Origin of the sequence: Robertmurraya massiliosenegalensis JC6 (assembly GCF_000311725.1) — a bacterium.
Lineage (GTDB): Bacteria > Bacillota > Bacilli > Bacillales > Cytobacillaceae > Robertmurraya > Robertmurraya massiliosenegalensis.
Map to the genome: position 1 here is coordinate 56400 of NZ_HE978521.1, position 24894 is coordinate 81293.

The window sequence follows — 24894 nt, forward strand, 5'->3', positions numbered from 1 at the left end:
TTAGAGAAATAATAAAAGTATAGATGCTTCAATAAATAAGCAAAAATAAAATTGAGAATATAGTTCATAAATGTACAAACTAAATATAACGATAAGGCCATTTCTAAATAAAAATAGACTTGGTCTTTTCAATTTATTGTAATAATGGGGCTCTATACTAATAAAAAGGTGAGTAAACAATGATTCATAATGATTTGACTTTTTTTACGAATGAGGAAGAAAATACGTTACAAGCTCGATTTGCCAAGGTTTTAAGAAGCCATACTCAATTTTTTGATATATTAGTTGGTTACTTTAGGACAAGCGGTTTTTTCGAACTTTATCAGTCTCTAGAAGAAATAGAAAAAATAAGGATATTAGTTAGAATAAATGTTGATAAGAAGACCGTGGAATTAATTCATGCTGGGGAAAATGACCAATTGAGCTTTCATTTTTCATCTAAAGAAATAAAGGACCATTATAAAAAAGTGGTAACCAAGGAATTAGAATCATCAGACGATACAAATAAAGTGGAGCTAGGAATTAAAAAGTTCATTGAATACATTAAATCTGAAAAATTACAAATTAGAGTATATCCGCATTCTCCTATACATGCAAAGGTATATATTATGCGAAAAGATTTAACAAAGGTACCAGATCAATTTGGTTCAGTTATAACAGGATCAAGCAATTTCTCTTCTGCTGGACTTATCAATAATCTCGAATTTAATGTCGAACTTAAGGATTATAGAGATGTAACATTTGCTTTGGAGCGTTTTGAGAAATTATGGAGTGAAGGAATTGAGGTTTCAGAGGAGTATATTGATACGATTACCAATAATACCTGGCTTCGGGAGGATATTACTCCTTATGAAATATATTTAAAATTTCTTTATGAATTTTTTAAAGAGGAAATTAATTCGGATAAGGAGTCACTTGAAGGCGTTTTTTTACCAGAGGGATACAAAAAATTACAGTATCAAGAGGATGCTGTTAGTAGAGCCAAAAAAATACTAGATGCCTATGGTGGGGTTTTCATTGCTGATGTAGTTGGTCTAGGTAAAACATATATATGTGCAATGCTCGCACAAAGATTAAAAAAAGGAAAGAAGCTTGTCATATGTCCACCTGTCTTAAAGGATTATTGGAAAAGAGTTATGCTTGAATTTGATGTTTCAGTTCGAGTTGAATCAATGGGAAAATTAGACCGATTAATAGAAGAAGGATTAGAGGGGTATAGCTATGTGTTTATAGATGAAGCTCACAGGTTTAGGAATCAGGAAACGGAGAGTTATCAAAAACTACACCAGATTTGTTATGGTAAAAAGGTTATCCTTATTTCAGCTACTCCACAAAATAATAATCTTAATGATATAGCGAATCAAATATATCTATTTCAGAACAAACATAACAGCGATGTAATCCCCAATGTGAAAAATATAGAACGTTTTTTCGCAAATCTACAAAAACGACTGGAAGAGCACGATCGATCGAGTCCGGAATATCACATAATGGTCCAGGAAAATTCCAAAGAAATAAGAGACAAAGTTTTGCAAAATATTATGGTAAGGAGAACACGGAGGGAAATCGAAAAGTACTATGAACAAGACTTAAAAAAGCAGGGTCTCAATTTTCCAAAATTAACTTCACCGAAAAGAATCATTTATCAGTTCAATGAGTCTGTGGAAGATATTTTTAATAAAACAATTGAGGTTATTCAGCAACTTAATTATGCTAGATATAGACCATTAACCTATCTAAAAAGAAGGGAAAGCCCGGAATTTGCAACAATGCTGGTTGGTCAAAGAAATATGGGTGGTTTTATGAAATCTATCTTGGTAAAACGTTTAGAGAGTAGTTTCTATGCGTTCGGTAAAACCATTGAAAGATTTATTAACTCATACAAGAAATTTATTGAAATGTATAACAATGGGGCTATTTACATTAGTAAAAAAGTAAATATATACGATTTACTCGACAACGGTAATGAGGAAGACGTTTTAAGGTTCATTGAAAGTGAAGATATACAAAAATATATGTCTTTTGAATTTGAACAACATTTCATTGAGGAACTAAGAGAGGATTTAACTCTATTAGAACGTATTAAATACCTATGGTCAAACATTCAAACAGACCCAAAATTAGATGATTTCATTCATTATTTACAAAATGATCATGTTCTTCAGAACAATAAAATACTCATATTTACTGAATCAATGGAGACAGCTGAATATTTACATAAAGAACTTAATCAAGTCCGTCCAGAAGAAATCATTTTATTTACAGGAAAGTCAAGCGATCATCTTCGTAATGAGATAGAATACAACTTTAATCCGGATTATAAAGGAAACGAGTATCAAAACTATTCCATTTTAGTCACAACAGATGTACTTGCTGAAGGGATAAATTTGCATAAATCAAATGTTATCGTTAATTACGATTTACCTTGGAACCCCACAAAAATAATGCAAAGAGTAGGTCGTATAAACCGAGTAGGAACGAAACATAAAGAACTGTTTGTCTATAATTTTTTTCCTACTTCTCAATCAAGCAAACACCTAAGCTTAGAACAAAATATTATTACTAAAATTCAAGCGTTTCACGATACACTTGGCGAGGATTTTAAATATCTGTCAGATGAAGAAGAGGTGTCATCACATGAATTATTTGGCAGAAGATTTTTGGACAAACTTCAATCCTTTCACGATAATGACTTTGAAGAGTCCGAGTCTGAACTGAAATATTTAAAATTATTGCGTAAGGTTAGAGATGAGTCACCAGAAATTTTTAATAAGATTAAAATGTTACCTAAAAAAGCGCGATCAGGGAGTTTATCTGCTAATGTAAATGAAGAAGCAGTATTAACCTTTTTCAGAAAAGGAGCTTTAAAAAAGTTTTTAATTACCGACACGAGTGTAAACCGAGGAACAGAACTAAGGTTATTTGATGCACTGAACCTAATCGAAGCTGATGAATCAACAAAGTCCTTAAAAATAAGCAGTAAATATTATGAATACCTTGACATTAATAAGAAATCTTTTTTAGAATCAATTTCAACAGAAGAGCAGATTATAGGATCAAAGGCTTCAATAAAAAGAAATAAAAGCGATAGTAAAGTAATGAATATGTTAAAAGCCTTAAGAAGGATAATCATTACTGAAAATGAGGAAAACCAATTATCTAGGTTAATGGAAATTTGGGAAAATGGAGTAATTCCTATAAAAATCACAAAAGAAGTATTATCCTCAACAAAGGGAATGACAGATCCACTTAAAGTATTCAATACAATATTAAATATCGTGCCAAAACAATACTTAGCTACAGATGAAAAAATTATAGATAAAATGGAAGGCGATATTGAAATCATCTTGTCTTCATATCTGCAAAAGGGGTAATACGGGTGGCAAAGCTAAAAAGGGAATTGATTAAAGATGTGTTTGAAGCAAAATTTAATTTAGAAGCATTTAAAAAATTAATGATTGAGCTGTTTAACGGGAATATCATACACCATAAAACAAATGGCGAATCCATGATTGAAAAAGAGTACCAAGAGCATATAAAGTCCTTTCATAGCTTATTTACCTATGAAACAAACGGTAAGAAAGTTTTAATTTTAACAGTAGAGTTATTTGAAGAAATAATGATTAAGAGGTCTAGAAATATCCAAAGAAACTTTGTGGCTAAATTATTGGAAATAAATGAATATGATGCAGCGATTGTAGCTTTTTATTCAGCATTTCACGATGATTGGCGATTGTCCTTTGTTAACTTGGAGTATGAATTTACTGAAAAGGGACTTACGAAAAAGATTACTCACCCTAGAAGATCTTCCTTTTTAGTGGGGCAAAAGGAGCCGAGCCATACTGCAAAAAAACAATTACTAACATTGTTTTCCGTGGATGAACCTACTTTTGAAGACATGGAAAATGCCTTTAGTGTAGAAATGGTTACTAAGGAATTTTTCGATAAATACAAGGAGAAATATCTTGAACTTAAGGATCATTTAGATAATGATAAAGAATTTTTAGCGGTTTCTGCTGAAAAGGGATTTAATAGCGAAGAATTTGCTAAAAAGCTACTTGGTCAAATAGCCTTCCTATACTTTTTACAAAAGAAAGGGTGGCTAGGCGTACAAGCAGTTCCCGAAAAACTTTCTACTAAGGAATTTACTGATATTTTTAATACCTTAGAAACCGAAGATGCTCGAGATATATTCAGCAAATCCTTTTCAAAAAGGAATCATGATGACTATGTCTTGCATAAAAAAATGATTAAAGAGTTAAGTGAAGTAGAGGCTGAAATCCTGGCGCAGTCCTTTAAAGGTACCAAACATTACAAGCAATTTGGTAAAGGTGACAAAAGCTTTATTCGAAATTTATTTAATCAAAAGGATGAAAACTCTAATTACTTTAATGATTATTTAGAGCCATTGTTCTACGAAGCATTAAACCAAAAACGGGGAGAAACACATTATTATACACCATTTAATATGCGTATCCCGTTCTTAAATGGTGGCTTATTTGAACCTTTAGAAGGATATAATTGGAGAGATAATGATTTTCATATCCCAGACTTTATTTTTTCAAATAAGGATGAAACCGGGATATTGGATGTTTTTGATTTATATAATTTTACGATTAATGAATCTGAACCTTTGGAAACCGAAGTGGCGATTGATCCGGAAATGTTAGGGAAAATATTTGAAAACTTATTAGAAATATCCGATAGAAAAAGCAAAGGTGCATATTATACACCACGTGAAATCGTACATTATATGTGTCAGGAAAGTCTGATAAATTTCATTTGGAACAAGCTAGGAATAGATAAAGACGATTTACGGAAGTTTGTTGAAATTCATGATATTGCACAAGGTAAATTAAAACATTTTGCTGAGAATAATTCGTTAATTCCTGAATCCATAATAAATAATTGCCAAGCTATAGACAATGCGTTAGAGAATGTAAAGATTGCAGACCCAGCAGTTGGCTCAGGTGCCTTTGCTTTAGGTATGTTAATTGAAATTGTAAAAATTAGAAGTAACTTAACACCATTAATGTCAAAAAACATAGATGAAGAAGAGCTTCAGTCCTTTTACCGTAGTAGAACCCCTTATCATTTAAAATTAAAAACAATGCAAAATAACATCTTTGCAGTTGATATTGATTTTAGTGCAACTGATATTACAAAATTAAGACTTTGGTTATCCTTAATTGTTGATGATGAAATAAACACTGTAAATCCATTACCTAATTTAGAATGTAATATTAAAACGGGCAACAGTCTAATACAAGAGTTTAAAGGAATTAAACTTTTTGATGATAAATTGTTGAAAGCTAGATCTGTTTCCCAAAAGGGTAGAAAAAAAGATGATAAGTTACAACTTGATTTATTTAAGGATCAAAGGGAGGAAATTCTCAAAAATTTAAATAGCTTCCAAAGGCAGTTATTTAACGAACACGATAAGGACGTTAAGAACGACCTTAAGAATAAAATTGAAAAATTGGAATGGATATTAATTGAATACGAATTAGATAGGAACAAGAACCAGGAAGGTTTAGCTTTGATTGAAAAACTAAAAAAACAGAGAAGTAAGCCCTTCTTTCTTTGGAAACAGGTGTTTTCTGAAATCTTTATGAATAATGGTGGTTTCGATATTGTAATAGGAAATCCACCTTATGGAGCAAAGGTAAGTAAAGAAGAAAAGCTAGTCATTCAAAAAAAGATGATTGATACCAATAACTCGAATAGTGCGTCTGTATTTATAGACTATTCTAAAAACTACCTTTTAAATGAACAGGGTATTTTGTCTTTTATTGTTCCTAAATCGCTGCTTTACTCTGAAAAATGGTTTTCACTTGTACAAGCTCTAAATCGAAATACCGAGATATTAGTGGATGTAGAAAAGGCTTTTGAAAAAGTAAAATTGGAACAAGTTGTTTTTATATATAATAAAAATTTCGAAAGTACTGCTTACACAGGGAAAAAATTTATTGATAAAAAATTTGTTCAGTCAACTTCAATTAATAATGACTTAGTTAATAAATTTAGAGCATGGATTTGCGATGTTAAGGTCGAGGATTTAGATATTGTCAACAGCTTGAAGAATGATTTGATCCCAATGAGCAAAATCTCGACTACTAAAAGAGGAGTAGGTCTACAAAAATTCCTAAAGGATGAGGGAGACATTCCCGTTGTAGGTGGAAAGAATCTTGATCGATTCATGATGAAAGGCCATAAAGGCTATATAGCAAAAGATATGATTGAGGGCCATCAAACAAAATTGGCATTTATGCAACAACCCAAAATTATGTCGCAGGATTTAGTTGCTCATATACAAAACCCAGTACCACGAATACGAATAACATCTTGCTATGATCTGAGCGGAAAAATATTAAGTGTTGACACTGTGCAAAATACAGTGATTACGGATGATCATTTTGATGGGTACTTTATTGAAGGACTTTTAAATTCAAATTTTGTAAGCTGGTACACATATAAATTTATTTATTGTTCTGCAATTAGAACAATGCATTTTGATAATGGTTACATTGGGAAGATTGTCATTCCCGCTGCAACTAAAGATCAGCAACGACCTATTATAGAAATTGTGAAAAATATTCATCGTTTAAATGAAAGTTCATTTAATGGATTAGACGAGCATCAATCAAAAGAAATAAAAAAATATATCAATGAACTAAACACATATGTATATAACTTATACGGTTTAACAGCAAATCAAATAGAGGTTATTGAAAGAACCTTTAGATAATATTTTTTAACACACCTTTTATGGGTGTGTTTTTTATTGATGAAGGAAAAAACGCATGGTTTGTAGAATATCAATATAAAAAAGAAAGAGGGGTTTTTATGAACGATAGTCAATTTTTTGAAGTACTAGGTTTTTTGAGTAACAGGAATATATTAATCGAAGCTGAGGTATCAAAAAAAGTTGCAACTAAGTTTGAAAGGGAATACCTAGAAATGACAGGTGAGCTTGTTAGAGGAGTACCGGAATATTATATAATTGACGACAAATGGGGAAAAGAATTAAGGGTCTATATTTCAGACATAGCTAATGTTCCTAGCCAATTAAGTAGTATTTTGAGAACTGATACATACAAAGGCTACCCGGCGAGATTTAATAATAATGATATTATTACTCGAATGTTCAGGTATGGATTTCGTATAGCTTCGGTCCAGGATAGGGCATTAATTGAGAAATCAATACCAGCAGACTATCAAGGAGATTTCAAGAAGGGCCAAGAAATTATACTTTTGAAGTAAGAAATGTCCTATGAACCAAAGTGTGTTGATATAACAGCACACCTTGGTTACAGGTATACGAACTATCCTGTTAGCTTAGGTGAAGCATTACCATTTCATCAGTTCATTTAGAAATACCCTTTCATCCTTAACTTCTGTATCGGTATCTTTGATAACTACATAATGTTCATCAATTCCCCTAATATTAATGGTCGTTACCTTATATTTTTTGGTTTTGTCAATCTTAATGAAAATCATTTTCGCAGGATCTTGATAGTGTAAAATAATCCATACATTTTCATCGGGATGATTTTTAATATATTCAATTTTATCCGGTCTAATCCAGTAATCTGACCCTCTCATTTTTTCCGATCCAGAAACCTCTATTTTAGCAACTTCATCAGTCTGAACTTGTACGCTTAAATCGGGTGAGCCATGTTCTTTCGTATGGGTAAAGATGGCATCTGTGGAATCAGCTCCAAAACCGATAATCTCAACGCTAATATCGCTTCGCTTTGTTTCAATATACTTTTTAACTGCTTCAATTCTAACCTTTTCTCTTTCCCAAGAGCCATTGTTATACAGCGTTTTCCACTTAAATTCATTTTCGAACTTTAGTTGTTTAATATCAACATCCATGCCTTCTTTTAAGTCCCAGGATTGATATATAGCAGGATGCACCCATGTCGTGGAACCATCACGAAAATCAATATAATATCTTACAACGGCTGTTTCCCCTTTTGGTATCCAAGGTTTAATTCTCAAAATTACTGCCAATTTAGTTGCCCCTTTCACCATTTCTCTAACCTTACACTAATTTGACTAAATTTCCATTTATCCTCTTTTTAGTATATATGAAAAATATATTAGAATATAATTAAATCTTTCTGCTCTCCAAACTGTCTTTTTAAGTGCTTTAAAATTTGACTTCATCTTCAAACAGGAATATTATCTAATAGTGTTAGATAAAAGAGAGGGGAGAGATCATGACCTACAAAGAGCTAGCAAATGAACTGTTTGATACGATGAAAAAAATCATTCATAAACCCTTTCAGAAAAAAGTAGGAGATATCACGCAAGGGGAACGAAGAATTTTAGGATTTCTTACCTTTGAAGGAGATGGGCTAACAGCAGGTGAGCTCAGCGAAAAGCTTCACTTTAGCACTCCTCGAATTGCATCTGTATTAAAAAGTTTAGAGAAGAAAGATTTTATTAAGCGTGATCGAGATCCAAAGGATAAAAGGGTTGTTGTCGTTCATATTACGGATACGGGGAAAAGCTTTGTATTAGAAGAGCATGAAAAGGCGATGATGATGCTTGAAGAGCTTCTCGCAAAACTAGGGGAAAAGGATACAAAGGAATTAATCAGAATTATGTCTCGCATCGTCGAAATCACAAACAAGAGTGAAAAAGGGGATTAAAAAAATCATGGTGAAAATCTTAAAATACCTTGAGAAAAAAGATTGGCTTCTCATATTGGGCTGTTTGGTATTCATCGTAACCCAGGTTTGGCTGGATTTAAAGCTACCTGATTATATGTATGAGATTACGATGCTTGTCCAAACAGAAGGAAGTCAAATGAGTGACATTTTGTTACAAGGTGGCTATATGCTTATATGTGCAGTTGGCAGTATGGCTGCAGCGATTGTGGTCGGTTACTTTGCGGCAAAAGTGGCCGCAGGATTTGCAGTTCGCTTGCGTGGAAAAGTGTTTGAAAAGACGATGTCCTTTTCCATGGAAGAGATCAATGGTTTCTCAACGGCTAGTTTAATTACTCGGTCTACAAATGATATTACACAGATTCAATTATTGATTGCCATGGGGCTTCAGGCCATTGTAAAGGCACCGATTTTGGCTGTATGGGCGATCGCAAAAATTATGGGGAAGAGCTGGCAATGGACGGCTGCAACCGGGTTTGCGGTAGTATTCTTAATTTTATTATTATCAATGGTGATTTTTATCGCGATGCCAAAATTTAAAGTCATTCAAGGCCTCACCGATAACTTGAACCGCGTAACTCGAGAAAACTTAACAGGAATACGAGTTGTGCGAGCTTACAATGCAGAGGATTATCAGGAAGCAAAATTTGAAAAAGCAAATGAGGATTTAACGAAAACGAATTTGTTCGTCACTCGATTGATGGCTCTTATGCAACCAAGCATGGGTTTAATAATGTCGGGAATAAGCTTATCGATCTATTGGATTGGGGCCTATCTCATATACAATGCCGCAATGGTCGATCGATTACCGCTATTTTCTGATATGGTTGTTTTCTCTTCCTATGCGATGCAAGTCATTATGGCGTTTATGCTCCTATCGATTGTGTTCTTTTTGCTACCAAGAGCATCCGTATCGGCAAAGCGGATCAATGAAGTATTAGATACAAAGGCAAAGATTGTTGATGGAAACCTGACTGAAGGAAAAGAAGGACAAGTGGGAGAAGTGGAGTTCAAAAATGTTAGCTTCAAATATCCTGATGCGGCCGATTCTATTTTGCAAAACATTAACTTTAAGGCAAGTGTTGGGGAAACTGTCGCTTTTATTGGGTCTACTGGGAGCGGGAAAAGTACATTGATCAATCTAATTCCACGATTCTATGATGCGACCGAAGGGGAAATATTGGTCGATGGGGTAAATGTCAAAGACTATACCCAAGAGGCGCTTCATAATAAGCTTGGCTACGTATCGCAAAAAGCCGTGTTATTTAGCGGTACGGTTTCATCAAATGTTTCATATGGCGACAATGGACAAAATGATCCAGGTGAGGAAGTCGTGAAAAAAGCGATTGAAATTGCCCAAGGTAAGGATTTTGTGGAAAAAATGGAAGGTCAATACGAGGCAAGTGTCGCCCAAGGAGGTACCAATATTTCCGGAGGGCAAAAGCAAAGGCTATCCATTGCACGTGCGATTGCAAGAAAGCCGGAAATTTATCTATTTGATGATTCATTTTCTGCTCTCGATTATAAGACAGATCGAGTGTTGCGCTCAGCTCTCAAAAAAGAAATCGACAACGCCACCACTTTAATTGTCGCTCAACGGATTGGGACGATTATAGACGCCGACCGGATCATTGTGCTGGATCAAGGAAAAGTGGCGGGAATAGGTACACATGAAGAGTTAATGAAAAGCTGCAGTGTATATCAAGAAATTGCGTATTCCCAATTAACGAAGGAGGAGCTTGAAGTTGGCTAATAAAGAAATGGCAAATGAGCAAAAGATGGCTCCTGAGGATAATCAAATAAAAGGAAGCAAAGGCGCTCATCCAGGACCACCAGGTGGTGCAATGGGTGCTCCGGGAGCAAAACCCAAAAACGTAAAAAAGGCGATGAAACAGTTAATTGGCTACTGTAGGAAGTATTTGGCCTTCATCATTATAGCTTTAGCACTTGGGATGGTAGGAGCAATCTTTAATATTGTCGGACCAGAGATCCTTAGTCAAATGACAGATTTAATCGGGGAAGGATTAATGGCAGAAATCGACCTTGATGCCATTATTCGCTTAGCGGTAATTCTGGCAATTTTGTATGGCTTAGGATTTATCTTTAACTATGTTCAAGGATTCATCATGGCGACCATTACTCAAAGCGTAACGAAACGATTGAGAACGGATATTTCTACGAAAATCAATCGCTTGCCGTTAAAATATTTCGATAAAACGAGTTATGGTGATATTCTGAGTCGTGTTACGAATGACATTGATTTAATTGCACAAACGATGAATCAAAGCTTAGGAATGTTGGTGACCTCTTTAACGATGTTCTTAGGTTCTCTCGTGATGATGTTCTATACGAACTGGATCATGGCTCTTTCGGCTGTGCTGTCAACAATCGTTGGTTTTGGATGCATGTCTTTAATTATCTCTAAATCGCAACGTCATTTTATTCAACAGCAACAGGAACTAGGAAAGCTCAATGGGCATATTGAGGAGACGTATTCTGGCCATACTATCGTCAAGGTATACAACGGTGAGAAAGCAGCGAAAAATACATTTCATGATATCAATACAAGATTGTATGATAGTGCCTGGAAATCACAGTTTATGTCCGGTCTCATGATGCCGCTGATGATGTTTGTCGGAAATTTCGGCTATGTTGTCGTTTGTATTGTCGGAGCGGTATTGGTTCACAACGGATCGATTTCATTTGGCGTCATCGTCGCTTTCATGATTTATATACGTCTCTTTACTCAACCTCTTTCTCAACTTGCGCAAGTAGCGACGAGCTTACAATCGACTGCTGCTGCAAGTGAGCGCGTATTTGAATTCATTGATGAGGAAGAACTAGATAACGAAAGCGATAAGATGGAAAAGCTAGAAACAGCGAAAGGGAATGTGGAATTTCGTCATGTCCGTTTTGGGTATAGTGAGGATAAAATGGTCATTAATGACTTTTCCGCAATCGCTAAAGCAGGACAGAAGGTAGCGATTGTTGGTCCTACCGGAGCGGGTAAGACGACGCTTGTCAATTTACTGATGCGCTTTTATGAAATCAATGATGGGGAAATATTGATTGATGGTGTGCCGATTGACAAGCTGACGAGGGAGAATATTCACAATCTGTTTTGTATGGTTTTGCAAGATACATGGCTATTTGAAGGGACGATTCGTGAAAATATTAAATACTCAAAAGAATATGTAACCGATGAAAAAGTAGAAGAAGCTTGTAAGGCAGTGGGGCTCCATCATTTCATTAAAACGCTGCCTCTGGGCTATGACACAATTTTAGATGATAAAGCGAATTTGTCATCTGGTCAAAAACAGCTCATTACGATTGCTCGTGCAATGGTTGAAAATGCACCATTACTTATTCTAGATGAGGCGACAAGCTCTGTAGATACACGAACAGAGGTATTGATTCAAGAAGCGATGGATAAGTTGACTGTCGGTAAAACATCTTTCGTCATTGCTCACAGGCTCTCTACCATAAAAAATGCAGATCTAATCCTTGTGATGAAGGATGGAGATATTATCGAAAGTGGCAATCACGAAGAACTACTCGAAAAAAATGGCTTCTATTCAGAGCTTTACAATAGCCAATTTGAACAAGTTTCATAAGATGTATAGAAAGGCTCTCATTCCACATGGATTGAGAGCCGTTTTTTCTTTATTGACTCTCTTGCATAAAGATGCTGTGCAAAAGAAATGCTAAAAGAAAAAAAGTTTTCCAATAGGTGAAAGTATGGACAATCATAGTAATGATAATTCAGCAAGAAGATACATAGCCCATGTTAGCATTCTAGGTACGACGCAAATTCATCTTCGTAATCCCTATATTATCGCTTGGTGGAGCGCTGCTTTCCCAGGGTTTGGGCATCTTCTATTATCGAAGTATCTTCGCGGTTTCGTGTTGTTTATGTGGGAAGTCGTCGTCAATATTAAATGCAATCTCAATTTTGCCATGATCTATTCTTTCCAAGGTGATATTGAAAAGGCGAAAGATATTTTGGATACAAGGTGGTTATTAATCTATATACCGGTTTATATTTTTGGAATTTGGGATAGTTATCGAACAACCGTTGATATGAACAAAGTATATATTTTGGCAGAGCATGAGGAACACAGATTCAATTCATTTAGTATTGGCTAGCTTGAAATTAATTATTTGGATAAAAGAAATCCAGTCATGGCGATCATATGGTCTCTTTTTATCCCAGGACTTGGACAGTTGTACCTACATAGAATTGTAACAGCCTTTTTTGTGATCATTTGGGTGGTAGTCTTTTTTTATCAATCTCGAGGTTTAGAGGCAATCTCTTTATTGTTTTTAGGAGATATTGAAAAAGCTACTTCACTTATAAACCCTGAGTGGCTCTTATTTTTCCCCTCACTATACGGTTTTTCAGTCTATGACTCCTACATCAATACGGTTGAGAATAACAAATTATTTGATAAAGAACAGCGAGCTTTTTTCAAGAAGAACTATCAATCTCCGTTCTTTAAAGTATTAAAAGGGCAAAAGGTGAATTAGAGCATGCAACTATTTTCCACATTTGAACATACGGCCTATATCGAGATGGCGATTTCTACATTGGAGAAAAAAGGAATTAAGAAAGAACATATATTTGTCGTCCCTCTCGATAACCGAAGTGAGGAGCATAAGTTATTTGATAACATAAAACGCTCTGACGGAACTTCTTTAATTGATATTGGGGCCGCATTATCAACAGCGTTTGCAGTTATTGGAGCAAGTATCGGGTTTAAACTTGCGTGGGGACCGATTTATTGGGGCTTAATTGGCGCTACAGTAGGTTTTGTACTTGGAGTTGTGATTCGTCTTTTCACTGAAGTCGTTTTAAAAAAGAAAAGAAGACTTATGAAGGGATATCACTCTGAAATCATTGTTATTGTTGATTGTGAGGAGGAAAAAGCAGAGACTGTCGAAAATATTCTTTTTAAGCACTATGCCTTAGGGGTCGCAAAAGTGAAATGAGTGAATGCTCCCCCTAGTTAAGAACGGAAATATTTAAGCGAAGTTGCGTAAAAAATTCGAAAGTTGAGATACACTACTTTTGTCTTAAAGTATGCGACAAAGCTGTATTTTGACTTTGTTGATAACGCTATCATACTAAGATAGGATAAGGAAGAACGAACTATAAAGGGGAGATTAAAATGTCTCAGTCTAATATTAAAGTGGCTGTTCAGAAGTTCGGTAATTTCCTTAGTTCTATGGTAATGCCGAACATCTCAGCGTTTATCGCATGGGGTTTAATTACAGCTTTATTTATACCTACTGGCTTCTGGCCAAATGAAGAACTTGCTAAAATGGTTGACCCAATGGTGACCTACTTGCTCCCAGTATTAATTGGATATACAGGTGGTAAGTTAGTTTACGATCAACGGGGAGCCGTTGTTGGTGCGATCGCGACAATGGGGGTTATTGCGGGTGCGGGCATCCCGATGTTCCTTGGAGCGATGATTATTGGTCCACTTGGTGGATGGGTGATTAAGAAATTTGACCAGATGATCGAAGGGAAAATTCGTGCTGGTTTTGAAATGCTAGTCAACAACTTCTCTGCGGGTATTCTAGGGGCGATCCTTGCAATTCTTTCCTTCCTAGGTGTTGGCCCGGTCATTTCAACATTTACAGATGCACTTGTTGCAGGGGTTGACTGGTTGGTAGGTACAGGTTTATTACCGTTAACAAGTATCTTAATCGAACCAGCGAAAGTTTTATTCTTAAACAATGCCATTAACCATGGTGTCCTTTCTCCAATTGCCATTGAACAGGCAAAAGAAACGGGACAATCACTTCTATTCTTATTAGAAGCAAACCCAGGACCTGGTATTGGTGTTCTACTTGCTTATATGTTCTTTGGGAAAGGAGCTGCGAAAAAGTCGGCTCCAGGTGCAGGAATCATTCACTTCTTTGGTGGAATTCATGAAATTTACTTCCCATACATCTTAATGCGTCCACTGTTAATTGTTGCGGTTATCCTCGGTGGAATGAGTGGCGTGTTTACATTAGTATTATTAGGCGGTGGTTTATTCGCTCCATCTTCACCAGGAAGTATCATTGCCATTACAGCAGTTACACCACACCATGCAAGTGCCTATTTAGCTAACTTTGCAGGTGTTATCGTTGCGGCAGCTGTATCATTTCTTGCTTCATCGTTTATCTTGAAAACAGGAAAACAAGGTGAAGATGATCTTGAAGCAGCGGCTCAAAAGATGCAAGAAATGAAGGGCAAGAAAAGCTCTGTTGCGAATGTGTTTGCAGGAGATCAAGGAGCAATGCCTGATAACGTGACAAAAATCATTTTTGCGTGTGATGCAGGAATGGGTTCAAGCGCAATGGGAGCTTCTCTCCTTCGTAAAAAGGTGAAGGAAGCTGGCATGGATGTAGCTGTTACCAATACATCCATCAGCAATCTCCCGGCAGATGCTCAAATTATCATTACTCAAGAAGAGTTAACACCAAGAGCACGGAATAAAGTGCCTAATGCTTACCATATTTCCGTCGATAACTTCTTATCTAGTCCTGAATATGATAAGTTAATAAGCAAGTTACAGTTTCCGGCAAATTCTGAACTACACGAAATTGTCGAGGAAGCAGAAGAAGCAGGAACGGTTAATGAATCACAAGAAGGACAAAGTGAAGACTTGCTTCTTCCGGAAAATGTTTTCTTGAATCAAACGTTTGCAAATAAAGATGAAGCGATTCGTTTTGCTGGAAGAGCATTAGTCAATGCAGGTTACGTAGAAGAAAGCTATGTAGAGGCAATGATTGAACGTGAACAAATGACTTCAACCTATATGGGGAATGATGTGGCGATCCCGCATGGAACGGAAAGTGCGAAAAAAGCTGTGCTTAAATCTGGATTTACGGTAATCCAAGTACCAGAAGGTATTGATTTTGATGGACAGAAGGTTCGTTTAATTTTCGGGATTGCTGGAAAAGATGGTACGCATCTAGAGATTCTTTCTGGAATTGCTGTCACATGCTCTGATATGGAAAATATCGAAAAAATGGTTGAGGCTAAAACTGCTCAAGAGATCATCGATATTATCGGAAAGAAATAAATTAGACTTTAGGAATAGAAAAGCGTAGTTTTGCGCTTTTCTATTCATTGTTTATAGCTATTTTATCAGGAATGAGTTGATAACTATGCACATTACCTCGAGAGAAAAAGCGATTATTGAACTGATTATTAAAACGTCAGGGAAACATACTGCTTTATCGATTTCAACCTCTCTTCATGTAAGTGCTAGGACGATTCAACGAGATTTGAAAGCAGTGGATAAGATCTTAGAATATTTTGATCTGAAACTGTCGCGCAACAAGAACGAAGGACTAGTAATTGAGGGGAAAAATGAACAGATCTTTCGCCTTGTTCAGCATTTAACTTCCCATGATCCCATTGATGAAACACCACAGGAGCGGAAATTACGTCTCCTACTGGCGATTTTGAATGAGGATATGTATAAAACGCAGGTGTTAGCCAATTATCTTGGCGTGAGCACGGCTACGTTGGCGGTCTATTTGGATGAACTAACAGCGTGGTTTAGCCATTTTCAGCTTAAACTTACGAGAAAAAGAGGAGTGGGCGTTGAATTATATGGGAGTGAAGCCAATAAACGTAGGGCACTGGCCTATTTTTTTATTCAAAATTTCCACGATGAATTAATCGAAAAGTTGTTTTTGTTAGAGCAAGACGCACTTCATGAGGATAAAGTACTTCATTATTTTATTCCGGAGCATTTGCAGGAAGTGAACACGCTTGTGACAGCGGCTTTTCATCATGAACCTGAACGCCTCGCAGACAGTGGGTTTTTAGAAGTGATATTACATATTTATATCACGCTGCAACGAAGTGAAACGAATTTCCTTATGGATGAGGAAGTCAGTCTAACGGAGAGCGAGGTTGCAGTAGAGTATGAATTGATGGAGCAAATTGTGCGGCAGCTTGAGAAAACATTTGATGTTGAGGTTTCACAGGAAGATGTTTTTTATTTAGCCCTCATTCTCAAGGGTTCAAAGCTTCGTGCTTCAGATGCTGTACCGAATGACAGTATTATTTTTGCCCAGAAGATCAAAAATGTGATTCAAGCGGTATCTGATCAATTACATGTCGATTTAACGCAAGATTTTTCTTTGTTCCAAGGGTTGCTCGCCCATATGGGTCCATCCCTGTTTCGAATAAAGCAAAAAATGGAGACATTTAATCCATTAAAAGAGGAAATCAAACAGAAATATCCGGTCCTATTTTTAGCTGTAAAAAATGGAGTAGAACGAGAATTTCAAGAAATTGATGATTTCCCAGACGATGAAATTGCGTTCATGGTCTTGCATTTTGGTTCTTCCCTCGTGATGCGTGAAGAAAATTTATTGATTAAAGCATTGGTGATCTGTCCAACGGGAATCGGTACTTCGAAAATGCTGGCGAGCCGAATAAAAAAAGAAATCAGTGAAATCAATGCGATTGAAATTAAGTCAATAAAGGATATAACGGGACAAGTCGATTTAAAAGAGTATGACATGATTATCTCGACTGTGCGCTTGCCGTTTATGAATGTGGAATATACATTGGTAAATCCCCTTTTGACGGAAGAGAATATTGTTACGATAAAGACCTTTTTACAGAATCATATTGAAACGATGACGCAGGGTAAAGAGTATGTAACAGGAGAACCCTTTTCAAAAAGAAACGAGCACCATGTAGAATTGGATGATATGTTGCAGGATTTAAAGGATGTTCATCAAAGCATTGAGTCGCTTATGAATCATTTTCGATTTTATCGAATGGAACAATGGGCGAGTCAAGAGGAGATTCTCGCAGTAATGCTTCGAAAGGCAGAAGAGGAGATGCTGCTTGAGAACTCGGTGGATGTTTTGACAGCTTTAAGAGAGCGAGGGGCGCTGGGTGGACTGGGGATTCCAGAGACGAATATTGCTCTTTTTCACACGCGCAATAAGAATGTGCATCAGCTTATTTTTCAGATTACCCATCTCCCAAATCCATGTCTAGTCAAAGGAATGGATGGTCAAGATGTGTTAATGAAGAATTTGTTGCTCATGCTTGCACCGGAAGAATTGAGTATGAGGGAACAGGAGATATTAAGTTTGATCAGTACGAGTATTATCGAAACAGATGAGGCCCTCCTTATTTTTTCGTCAGCGAACGAAGAATTAATCTATAACAAACTGAAATCGATCTTTGTAAAATATATCGATACCAATTTTAAAATTTTGAAATAAAGGAATGATTCCGATGAAACAAGCTGTACATTTTGGAGCAGGTAATATTGGGAGAGGGTTTATTGGAGCGTTGTTTTCCCAATCAGGATATCAAGTAGTATTTGTTGATATTGCAGACCCAATAATCGATCAATTAAATGAGAAAAAAGAGTATCGAGTGATGCTCGCAACAGATGCGAAAGAGTCGGTAAAAATCGAAAACGTCTCAGGATTGAATAACTTGAAGCAGGAAAATGAAGTGATCGAAGCGATTACGAATGCGGAGTATTTAACAACTGCGATCGGGCCTAATATTCTTCCGAGAATTGCACCGTTAATTGCGAAGGGGCTAGCTGCTAGAGTCGAGAAAAATCATGAAAAGCTTTATGTTATTGCTTGTGAAAATCAGATCTCGGCAACGGATTTATTAAAAGGGTACATAATGGAACATCTTGATGAAGCGACGAAAGAGAAAGTCTTAGCCCAAGTTTCATTCATGAATTCAGCTGTTGACCGCATCGTACCGATTCAAAACAATGAAGGTTCGCTGGATGTTCTTGTTGAGCCATACTATGAATGGGTTGTGGAATCAAGCGAAGAAATTCCTCATATTGAAGGAATGACAATCGTTCCTGAACTTGCACCATTCATTGAAAGAAAACTGTTCACGGTAAATACTGGACATGCGGTAATTGCTTACTTCGGCTATCTTGCCGGCAAAGAAACGATTGATCAAACGTTAGCGGATGAAGCGATTTATAAGCAAGTAAAGGCGACTCTTGGTGAGACAGGTGCTTATTTGATCCATGAATATCAATTGGATGAAGCGGATCATCAGAAATATATCGATAAAATTATCGGACGCTTCGAAAATGCACATTTGAATGATGGTGTTACAAGAGTAGGACGTTCTCCACTTCGAAAGCTTGGTCATGAGGACCGATTAGTCCGACCTGCTCTACAAGCTCAAAAAGCTGGCCTTTCTTACACGAACTTAGCGAAGGCGATTGCCGCTGCGTTAATGTTTGACTTTAGTGGGGATGAAGATGCGGTTAAATTACAGTCGATGATTCAAGAACATGGAGTCGAGTACGTACTACAGGAAGTTTCTGGCTTAGAACCAACAAACGAACTGACAAAGGAAATTGTTAATCAATATGGTGTATTGAAAAAATAAATGCCTTTAGCTGTCGAGAAATTTCTCGATGGCTTTTTTTATCCGGAATTTATAAATTCCCTCGACTTGTGGATAAGTGTTCGTATATACAGTTGGCGTATCGGTATGAAAACATAACAGGAAAGGTTCCGCTTAATAAGCAAACATCATGAAAAAGAGCCGACATAACAGGAAAAATTCCTGCTATTTCCTCAAAAAAAGCCAAAATAAGTGATTTTGCCCTCCATAAGCGGAAAATCTTCCGTTATTTCTCCTAAAAGGGACTTCATTGAGGAGATAACAGGAAAAATTCCGCTTAAGGGTGAGAGATGGTTGGAGCGAATGAGACAAACCGGAAGCTTCCTACATTTTGTAGGAGCTTAGAGCCTTTCCATTTAGATTAAAAATTGGCAATGGGTGCTTGGTATTTCTCTTTCGAAGTCGATAAAGACTATGCGAAAGGGGTGAGCAATCCGTGAATGTGGTGACAACCTTTAATGAAAAAAGAAAAGAGAAGCAGTTAAAATATGAAAAATCAGTGTTAAGGGAAATTTCTCTTAAGGCCTTAAAAGAACGAGTGACACAATTTTTTGGTTCATCGGACTTAACGTCGAGCCTTATTTTACAATCGGGAGTTGAAGAGGCTTGTTATGACGTAGCAATAGAAGCGTATCTATTAGGAGCTCATTTCAGCCGCTTTGGTTACTATGGTGAGGACATTGAGAACGTAAAGAATAGATGTAGGAAAGAGGAAAAACATTTGATGGATACTTTATATAACTTCTTGCTTTATTGGGGGAAAGGGAATGAAGGGATCTATAGTGAGTCACTTTATTACTTATGTGAACAGTATGTCGATAGCTGGTGGATGGAAGGGTTTCGTAAAGGAGAAAGAAGACATAAGCTGAGGCTTCATTAGCGCAAGGCAAACGATAAAGCAGAGAAAAGGAAGGGCTATATTCGTTGTTCTAATCCTTCTACTTGTCCCATATATTGAATTGAAAAGGACGAGCAGGAAGGGTTGGTTAAGGCGCATGAACAGGAAAATTAAAATAGCGGCATTTCTTGTAGGGCTTACCCTATTGATTTTCATTTTACAATATGATTTTCGAGAGAATAATTCCATTAAACCGTGGAACCTTCCCCTCTCAGGGGAGATAATTTTATTAGATCCTGGGCATGGTGGTCCTGATGGCGGTGCTGGTGACAAAGATGCATTAGAGAAAGATATTGCCCTTGAGATTTCCTTTAAGCTACGAGATTATCTGCAACAACAAGGTGCATTAGTGATGATGACCCGTGAGGAAGATAAAGATTTGGCGGATGAGGAAACAAAAGGGCTTAGTCGCCGTAAAACAGAAGACTTAAAGAGAAGACTGGATATGATTAATGAATCTGAAGCGGACTTTTATGTCAGTATTCATTTGAATGCGATTCCTTCACCAAGATGGAGCGGAGCGCAAACTTTTTATGCAAGTCAAATATCAGAGAATGCACGAGCGGCGAAATTTATTCAAGATGAACTGCGCCTTAATTTAGAAAATACAACAAGAAAAGCAAAGCCGATCAATCAAGTATATATCTTAAAATATGCCAAAAAGCCAGGGGTACTAGTGGAAGTTGGTTTCTTATCAAACCCAGCAGAACGTCAAAATCTGACGAAAGAAGACTATCAAGAACAGGTTGCCGCATCTATCTATAAAGGGATATTGCGCTATTATTCAAAAGAGGATGAATTAGAGGAAAGCGAATAGGAAGGCGCTAACTAGCCTTTCTTTTTTCATTTTCTAGGGTGTGATTGAATTAACAGACAGGGATATGTTATATGTTATACTATGATTGGAAACGAATTCAAGAAGGGGTGTCATACATGTTAACGGAAGCAAAAGTTGTTGAAATTCTTAGCGGTATTAAGGAACCTTTCTTACATAAATCGTTAAAAGAATTGAATGCAATCGAGGAAATTAAAATTAAAGAAGAAAAAAATCACGTCAGTGTCAAAATAGCGATTGCTAAAACTGGAACTGCAGAGCAATTACAGCTTCAACAGGAAGTCGTTCGATTATTGAAACAAGGCGGTGCTGAAACAGTTGGAATTCGCTTCTCGCAACTTCCAGAAGAAGTGCTTGCCGAGCATCGAACAGCTGAAGATGAATCTGAAGGCTTGCTGAAAAGTGATACAACCTTTATTGCCATAGCGAGTGGTAAAGGGGGAGTAGGTAAATCTACAGTTTCTGTCAATTTAGCTGTTTCTTTAGCGAGACTCGGCAAAAAAGTAGGACTAGTGGATGCAGACATTTACGGATTTAGTGTTCCGGATATGATGGGGATTACAGAGCGACCAGCTGTTCGCGGCGAAAAAATAATCCCAGTTGAGCGTTTTGGTGTACAAGTCATCTCCATGGGTTTCTTTGTGGAAGATAATGCACCAATCATCTGGCGTGGTCCAATGCTAGGGAAAATGCTCAATAGCTTCTTTAATGAAGTGGAGTGGGGTGACCTAGACTATTTATTATTGGATCTTCCGCCAGGGACAGGAGATGTTGCGTTAGATGTACATTCTATGCTTCCTTCTTGTAAAGAAGTAATCGTTACAACTCCTCATCCTACAGCAGCTTTTGTTGCAGCTCGTGCTGGAGCGATGGCATTGAAAACTGACCATGAAATCCTCGGCGTTGTTGAAAATATGGCGTATTTTGAAAGTCAGTTAACTGGCGAAAAGGAATATGTATTTGGCCAAGGTGGTGGAGAGAAGCTTGCGGATGAGCTTCAAACTGAAGTGTTAGGGCAATTGCCATTAGGACAGCCTGATTGGAACGAAGACGATTTTGCGCCTTCCGTCTACCAAGAAGATCATAAAATGGGTAAAATTTATTTAGACATTGCAGAAAAAGTGAATTCAAAATTAAAACAGTAATTTAGAAAAAGAGGATACCCATTTATTGGACATCCTCTTTTTTTTATTCTTCTTCTTTCTTTTCTTCTCCACCTTCTCCTTCAGCGCCAGCCTTTTCAGTGGCAGCTTTTAGAAGGATATCCTCGATTTTCGCCTTATAAAGAGGGCTTTCAAAGGTTTCGGTCATGACTTTTTGTAAATGTTCACGATATTCTTTGCTTTTCATTAATTCAGTAACTTCCTTTGTTAACTCGGGATCTTTCATGAGTTCAATCATCATCCCTTGATATTCTGGATCCTTCATCAAGTTTTTGATGAGTTTCTCATGTTCCTGTTGCATGCTTTTAGCGAAGGCTTCTGCAAATTTAGGGTCTTCAAACTGTTTTTTCCAAAATTCTGCCCCTTTTTCAGATGTAAGAGACTGTTGGATGGTTGAAGAAACGACTGCTTGATCCATGACGAGACGCTCTTTCATTCCGTCGTCATCCATGACTTCTTGGAGGGCTTTTTTTCCATCGTCTGTTTTTAAAATGTCTACAACCATTTTCTTTGTTTCTTCGTAATCTAATTCTTTACTTCCTGCTTCTGTTTGGGCGCAACCAGCAACTCCAAAAATAAGTAAACCAATGAGGAGCAAAACCATTTTATTCCTCATAACAAAAGCTCCTTTCACTAAATGCTAAATTAGGTCTATAGTTGCAAATCTTAGTGATGAACATATAAGCCTACTTATCGATTAGGATGAAGAAATTCGACAATTTTTATGCGTTTGATCCGAATACCTAGATTTTTCAAACTATGGTTGGTACAATCTAGAGGGGAATCTAGAACTTGGAGGAAAACAAACGTGAAAAGCCGTTATGTTGTTCAATTGTTTATGTCCACATTGTTATTGGGTGGGCTTGCGACTGGAATCATAGGATTTATTGTTCGTTGGGATGAATTTCAACCGTATTTTACGGATTTTGATATTCTAAAAATCTTATCCACATTGTTTTGGTTTATTGGAGTAGGCTTGATTTTTAGTTTAATTAGTCAAATGGGCTTTTTTGCTTACTTGACTGTGCATCGCTTTGGTCTCGGGATATTTAAGTCGGTAAAACTATGGAATGCTGTACAAATTGTTCTTATTTTATTTGTTTTATTTGATTTAGTCTATTTCCGTCTTAGAGCCTTTGGCGGGGAAGTCACTTCTTATTTATTGGATCCAGCTATAATACTCGTGGTGGCACTTGTTGTAGCGTATTTTAAAGCGAAACAAACAAATAGAGAAGCTTTTGTACCAGCGGTCTTTTTTATGATTGTTGTGACGACAATTGAATGGATGCCTGTTCTTCGAGTGAATGAAGAAGGTTGGCTATACTTAATGCTTTATCCATTACTATTATGCAACGGTTATCAAATGCTCATACTTCATAAATTAAATCAAAAATCAGCACAAGAAAAGAAGCCATCCTAATAAAGGGAGGCTTCTTTTCTTGTGCTGAAATGATAATTGTATATAATCAACTCAAATACTTCATTGTTTGCCTTCGATTAGTAAACGTGAAACGGTTACTTTATTTCTTTTGTACTCGAATCAGCATTTACAATCATTTCAGAAACGGTTATAAGCTTATGTCCTTTTTTACGAAGTTCCTTTAATATTGAAGGAAGCGCATCGGCAGTTTGTTTTGCAGAATCAGATGCATGCATCAGGATAATATCTCCTTTTTTTGCTTTCGAGACATTATCTACGATGATTTCAACTCCAGGATTTGTCCAATCTTTCGAATCAACACTCCAATGTACAAGAGTTAGGCCGTAGCGTTCAGCTACTTTTAAAGTTTTTTGATCAAAATGACCTGTTGGAGCACGGGCATGTTTAATATTTTTGATATTCAATTTACTAAACGCTTCTATTGCTGTAGCCAGATCCTTTCGAATTTCCTCTTCCTTGACATCGGTATAATCAATATAGTTGTAACCTAATATCCCGATTTCGTAGCCATCTTTAACAATTCTATTGACTAAGTCAGGATGTCTTTCAGCCCACGATCCAGATAAAAAGAAGGTTGCTGTCGTTATTTTTTCCTTTTTTAAAATGTCGAGAATCGGTTCTGCTTTTTCGTCTCCCCACCCAATATTAAAGGTTAGTGCGAGATCTTTTTCTCCTTTGTAAATGGCCTTTGGGTCATTTTTATCTGAGAAAGTAGGGATATGAATAAAACTTTCTAGATACAAAAACCACGCTGTGAAAAAGGCTGCTACAACAATAAGGGTTAACTGCTTAATCGTTTTTCCATTTAATACGAAAAAAAAGTTCATCTTCCATCACCTCGTCCAATACACTCCTTGTCTCATAGGTATGCTTCGATAAGAAAAATATGTTAATGAAGTCATAAAAATAATTAAAATGGATAACACTACAATAACCATTAAGTTATAGGAGTGGTTAAAGTGTTAGGAATGATGATTAATGAAAAGGAAGTAAAAGAGATTCAATATTTAATTAAAAGAGAAATGGATGAAATTCTTTTTGATTTAGACGATGAGCGGATTGATCATATCGTCAAAAGAGCGATGGAAGAAAGGTATAAAATATTATTTTCTTTATTTAAAAGGGTTGCTCCTACAGAAGAATGTTTAACGTATCTTCGCTCTATAAAAAGCATTTAAATAATTTGCGAAAAAAGTGTTGACTTCACATTGCTATCTTGATATATTAATAAACGTCGCTGATAACAACTGAGTAAAAACAAAAAAGTTTTTAAAAAGTTGTTGACGAAAGTCGAGCGGTGTGCTATATTAAGAAAGTCGCTTACGAGCGATAAAGAAGAATTTTCCTTATGGAAAACCGAGAAATCGCACTTTGAAAACTAAACAAATCATACGTCAACATATAATAGTGAAGGCGACTGTACAGCTTCGACAGACATTGGAGCTTC

General features: G+C 36.5%; 18 protein-coding genes and 1 pseudogene. 16 read left to right on the forward strand and 3 right to left on the reverse strand.

Features of this window, described 5'->3' with window-relative positions:
* The first annotated feature begins 179 nt into the window (after nucleotides 1-179).
* The 3 genes from BMSHG_RS24570 to BMSHG_RS24580 all read left to right on the forward strand — a co-directional run bounded on the left by BMSHG_RS24570 (nucleotide 180) and on the right by BMSHG_RS24580 (nucleotide 7263).
* Nucleotides 180-3374: a helicase-related protein gene (locus BMSHG_RS24570; protein WP_019157119.1), complete on the forward strand. Its 3195-nt coding sequence runs from the start codon at nucleotides 180-182 to the stop codon at nucleotides 3372-3374.
* A gap of 5 nt (nucleotides 3375-3379) precedes the next feature.
* On the forward strand, nucleotides 3380-6748 hold the full coding sequence (locus BMSHG_RS26915; RefSeq protein ID WP_019157120.1) for an Eco57I restriction-modification methylase domain-containing protein: 3369 nt from the start codon (nucleotides 3380-3382) through the stop codon (nucleotides 6746-6748).
* Between the two features lie 98 nt (nucleotides 6749-6846).
* Entirely contained in the window at nucleotides 6847-7263 is a 417-nt protein-coding gene (locus tag BMSHG_RS24580; protein ID WP_019157121.1) for a hypothetical protein, read from the forward strand.
* 87 nt (nucleotides 7264-7350) lie between these two features.
* Here the strand turns inward: BMSHG_RS24580 and BMSHG_RS26925 are convergent, their stop codons facing one another.
* The gene (locus BMSHG_RS26925) at nucleotides 7351-8019 is read right to left on the reverse strand and encodes a hypothetical protein (protein ID WP_019157122.1); all 669 of its coding nucleotides are present in this window, start codon (nucleotides 8017-8019) and stop codon (nucleotides 7351-7353) included.
* Nucleotides 8020-8228: 209 nt separating this feature from the next.
* Here BMSHG_RS26925 and BMSHG_RS24590 point away from each other — a divergent pair, with 209 nt between their 5' ends.
* From BMSHG_RS24590 to BMSHG_RS24640, 11 genes and pseudogenes are all read left to right on the forward strand, one after another.
* Nucleotides 8229-8663: a MarR family winged helix-turn-helix transcriptional regulator gene (locus BMSHG_RS24590; protein ID WP_019157123.1), complete on the forward strand. Its 435-nt coding sequence runs from the start codon at nucleotides 8229-8231 to the stop codon at nucleotides 8661-8663.
* Between the two features lie 7 nt (nucleotides 8664-8670).
* Nucleotides 8671-10434 carry an ABC transporter ATP-binding protein gene (locus BMSHG_RS24595; protein WP_019157124.1) on the forward strand — a complete coding sequence of 588 codons (1764 nt, stop codon included), beginning with the start codon at nucleotides 8671-8673 and terminating at the stop codon, nucleotides 10432-10434.
* Nucleotides 10435-10459: 25 nt separating this feature from the next.
* Nucleotides 10460-12295: an ABC transporter ATP-binding protein gene (locus BMSHG_RS24600; RefSeq protein ID WP_026073614.1), complete on the forward strand. Its 1836-nt coding sequence runs from the start codon at nucleotides 10460-10462 to the stop codon at nucleotides 12293-12295.
* A 124-nt stretch (nucleotides 12296-12419) separates the two neighbouring features.
* Nucleotides 12420-13208, forward strand: a pseudogene (locus BMSHG_RS26930) (hypothetical protein).
* A gap of 3 nt (nucleotides 13209-13211) precedes the next feature.
* On the forward strand, nucleotides 13212-13670 hold the full coding sequence (locus BMSHG_RS24610) for a hypothetical protein (protein ID WP_019157128.1): 459 nt from the start codon (nucleotides 13212-13214) through the stop codon (nucleotides 13668-13670).
* A gap of 179 nt (nucleotides 13671-13849) precedes the next feature.
* The gene (locus tag BMSHG_RS24615) at nucleotides 13850-15760 is read left to right on the forward strand and encodes a PTS mannitol transporter subunit IICBA (protein ID WP_019157129.1); all 1911 of its coding nucleotides are present in this window, start codon (nucleotides 13850-13852) and stop codon (nucleotides 15758-15760) included.
* Nucleotides 15761-15845: 85 nt separating this feature from the next.
* The gene (locus tag BMSHG_RS24620) at nucleotides 15846-17936 is read left to right on the forward strand and encodes a BglG family transcription antiterminator (RefSeq protein ID WP_019157130.1); all 2091 of its coding nucleotides are present in this window, start codon (nucleotides 15846-15848) and stop codon (nucleotides 17934-17936) included.
* Nucleotides 17937-17949: 13 nt separating this feature from the next.
* Nucleotides 17950-19092 carry a mannitol-1-phosphate 5-dehydrogenase gene (locus BMSHG_RS24625; RefSeq protein WP_019157131.1) on the forward strand — a complete coding sequence of 381 codons (1143 nt, stop codon included), beginning with the start codon at nucleotides 17950-17952 and terminating at the stop codon, nucleotides 19090-19092.
* Nucleotides 19093-19546: 454 nt separating this feature from the next.
* Complete coding sequence (locus BMSHG_RS24630; protein ID WP_019157132.1) at nucleotides 19547-19990, forward strand: YbaK family protein; 444 nt, start codon at nucleotides 19547-19549, stop codon at nucleotides 19988-19990.
* A gap of 115 nt (nucleotides 19991-20105) precedes the next feature.
* Complete coding sequence (gene cwlD, locus BMSHG_RS24635) at nucleotides 20106-20825, forward strand: N-acetylmuramoyl-L-alanine amidase CwlD (protein WP_019157133.1); 720 nt, start codon at nucleotides 20106-20108, stop codon at nucleotides 20823-20825.
* Nucleotides 20826-20941: 116 nt separating this feature from the next.
* Nucleotides 20942-21988, forward strand: coding sequence for an Mrp/NBP35 family ATP-binding protein (locus BMSHG_RS24640; RefSeq protein ID WP_019157134.1), 1047 nt, complete (start codon nucleotides 20942-20944; stop codon nucleotides 21986-21988).
* A 43-nt stretch (nucleotides 21989-22031) separates the two neighbouring features.
* Here the strand turns inward: BMSHG_RS24640 and gerD are convergent, their stop codons facing one another.
* Nucleotides 22032-22622 carry a spore germination lipoprotein GerD gene (gerD, locus tag BMSHG_RS24645; RefSeq protein WP_019157135.1) on the reverse strand — a complete coding sequence of 197 codons (591 nt, stop codon included), beginning with the start codon at nucleotides 22620-22622 and terminating at the stop codon, nucleotides 22032-22034.
* 192 nt (nucleotides 22623-22814) lie between these two features.
* On the opposite strand from gerD, the gene BMSHG_RS24650 reads away from it, so the two are divergent.
* Complete coding sequence (locus tag BMSHG_RS24650) at nucleotides 22815-23426, forward strand: KinB-signaling pathway activation protein (protein ID WP_019157136.1); 612 nt, start codon at nucleotides 22815-22817, stop codon at nucleotides 23424-23426.
* A gap of 95 nt (nucleotides 23427-23521) precedes the next feature.
* On the opposite strand, the gene pdaB is transcribed toward BMSHG_RS24650, so the two are convergent.
* Nucleotides 23522-24274, reverse strand: a complete 753-nt coding sequence (pdaB, locus tag BMSHG_RS24655; protein ID WP_019157137.1) for a polysaccharide deacetylase family sporulation protein PdaB — start codon at nucleotides 24272-24274, stop codon at nucleotides 23522-23524.
* A gap of 132 nt (nucleotides 24275-24406) precedes the next feature.
* Here pdaB and BMSHG_RS24660 point away from each other — a divergent pair, with 132 nt between their 5' ends.
* A complete protein-coding gene (locus BMSHG_RS24660; RefSeq protein ID WP_019157138.1) occupies nucleotides 24407-24625 on the forward strand; it encodes a hypothetical protein in 219 nt (72 codons plus the stop codon).
* The last annotated feature ends 269 nt before the right edge of the window (nucleotides 24626-24894 follow it).

Excerpts from the sequence above, each read along its gene's own strand:
- BMSHG_RS24625 (WP_019157131.1), top strand. The coding sequence starts at position 17,950 with ATGAAACAAGCTGTACATTTTGGAGCAGGTAATATTGGGAGAGGGTTT.
- BMSHG_RS24615 (WP_019157129.1), top strand. The coding sequence starts at position 13,850 with ATGTCTCAGTCTAATATTAAAGTGGCTGTTCAGAAGTTCGGTAATTTC.
- BMSHG_RS24610 (WP_019157128.1), top strand. The coding sequence starts at position 13,212 with ATGCAACTATTTTCCACATTTGAACATACGGCCTATATCGAGATGGCG.
- BMSHG_RS24640 (WP_019157134.1), top strand. The coding sequence starts at position 20,942 with ATGTTAACGGAAGCAAAAGTTGTTGAAATTCTTAGCGGTATTAAGGAA.
- pdaB (WP_019157137.1), bottom strand. The coding sequence starts at position 24,274 with ATGAACTTTTTTTTCGTATTAAATGGAAAAACGATTAAGCAGTTAACC.
- BMSHG_RS24590 (WP_019157123.1), top strand. The coding sequence starts at position 8,229 with ATGACCTACAAAGAGCTAGCAAATGAACTGTTTGATACGATGAAAAAA.
- cwlD (WP_019157133.1), top strand. The coding sequence starts at position 20,106 with ATGAACAGGAAAATTAAAATAGCGGCATTTCTTGTAGGGCTTACCCTA.
- BMSHG_RS24570 (WP_019157119.1), top strand. The coding sequence starts at position 180 with ATGATTCATAATGATTTGACTTTTTTTACGAATGAGGAAGAAAATACG.
- BMSHG_RS24600 (WP_026073614.1), top strand. The coding sequence starts at position 10,460 with ATGGCTCCTGAGGATAATCAAATAAAAGGAAGCAAAGGCGCTCATCCA.
- gerD (WP_019157135.1), bottom strand. The coding sequence starts at position 22,622 with ATGAGGAATAAAATGGTTTTGCTCCTCATTGGTTTACTTATTTTTGGA.
- BMSHG_RS24620 (WP_019157130.1), top strand. The coding sequence starts at position 15,846 with ATGCACATTACCTCGAGAGAAAAAGCGATTATTGAACTGATTATTAAA.
- BMSHG_RS24595 (WP_019157124.1), top strand. The coding sequence starts at position 8,671 with ATGGTGAAAATCTTAAAATACCTTGAGAAAAAAGATTGGCTTCTCATA.
- BMSHG_RS24580 (WP_019157121.1), top strand. The coding sequence starts at position 6,847 with ATGAACGATAGTCAATTTTTTGAAGTACTAGGTTTTTTGAGTAACAGG.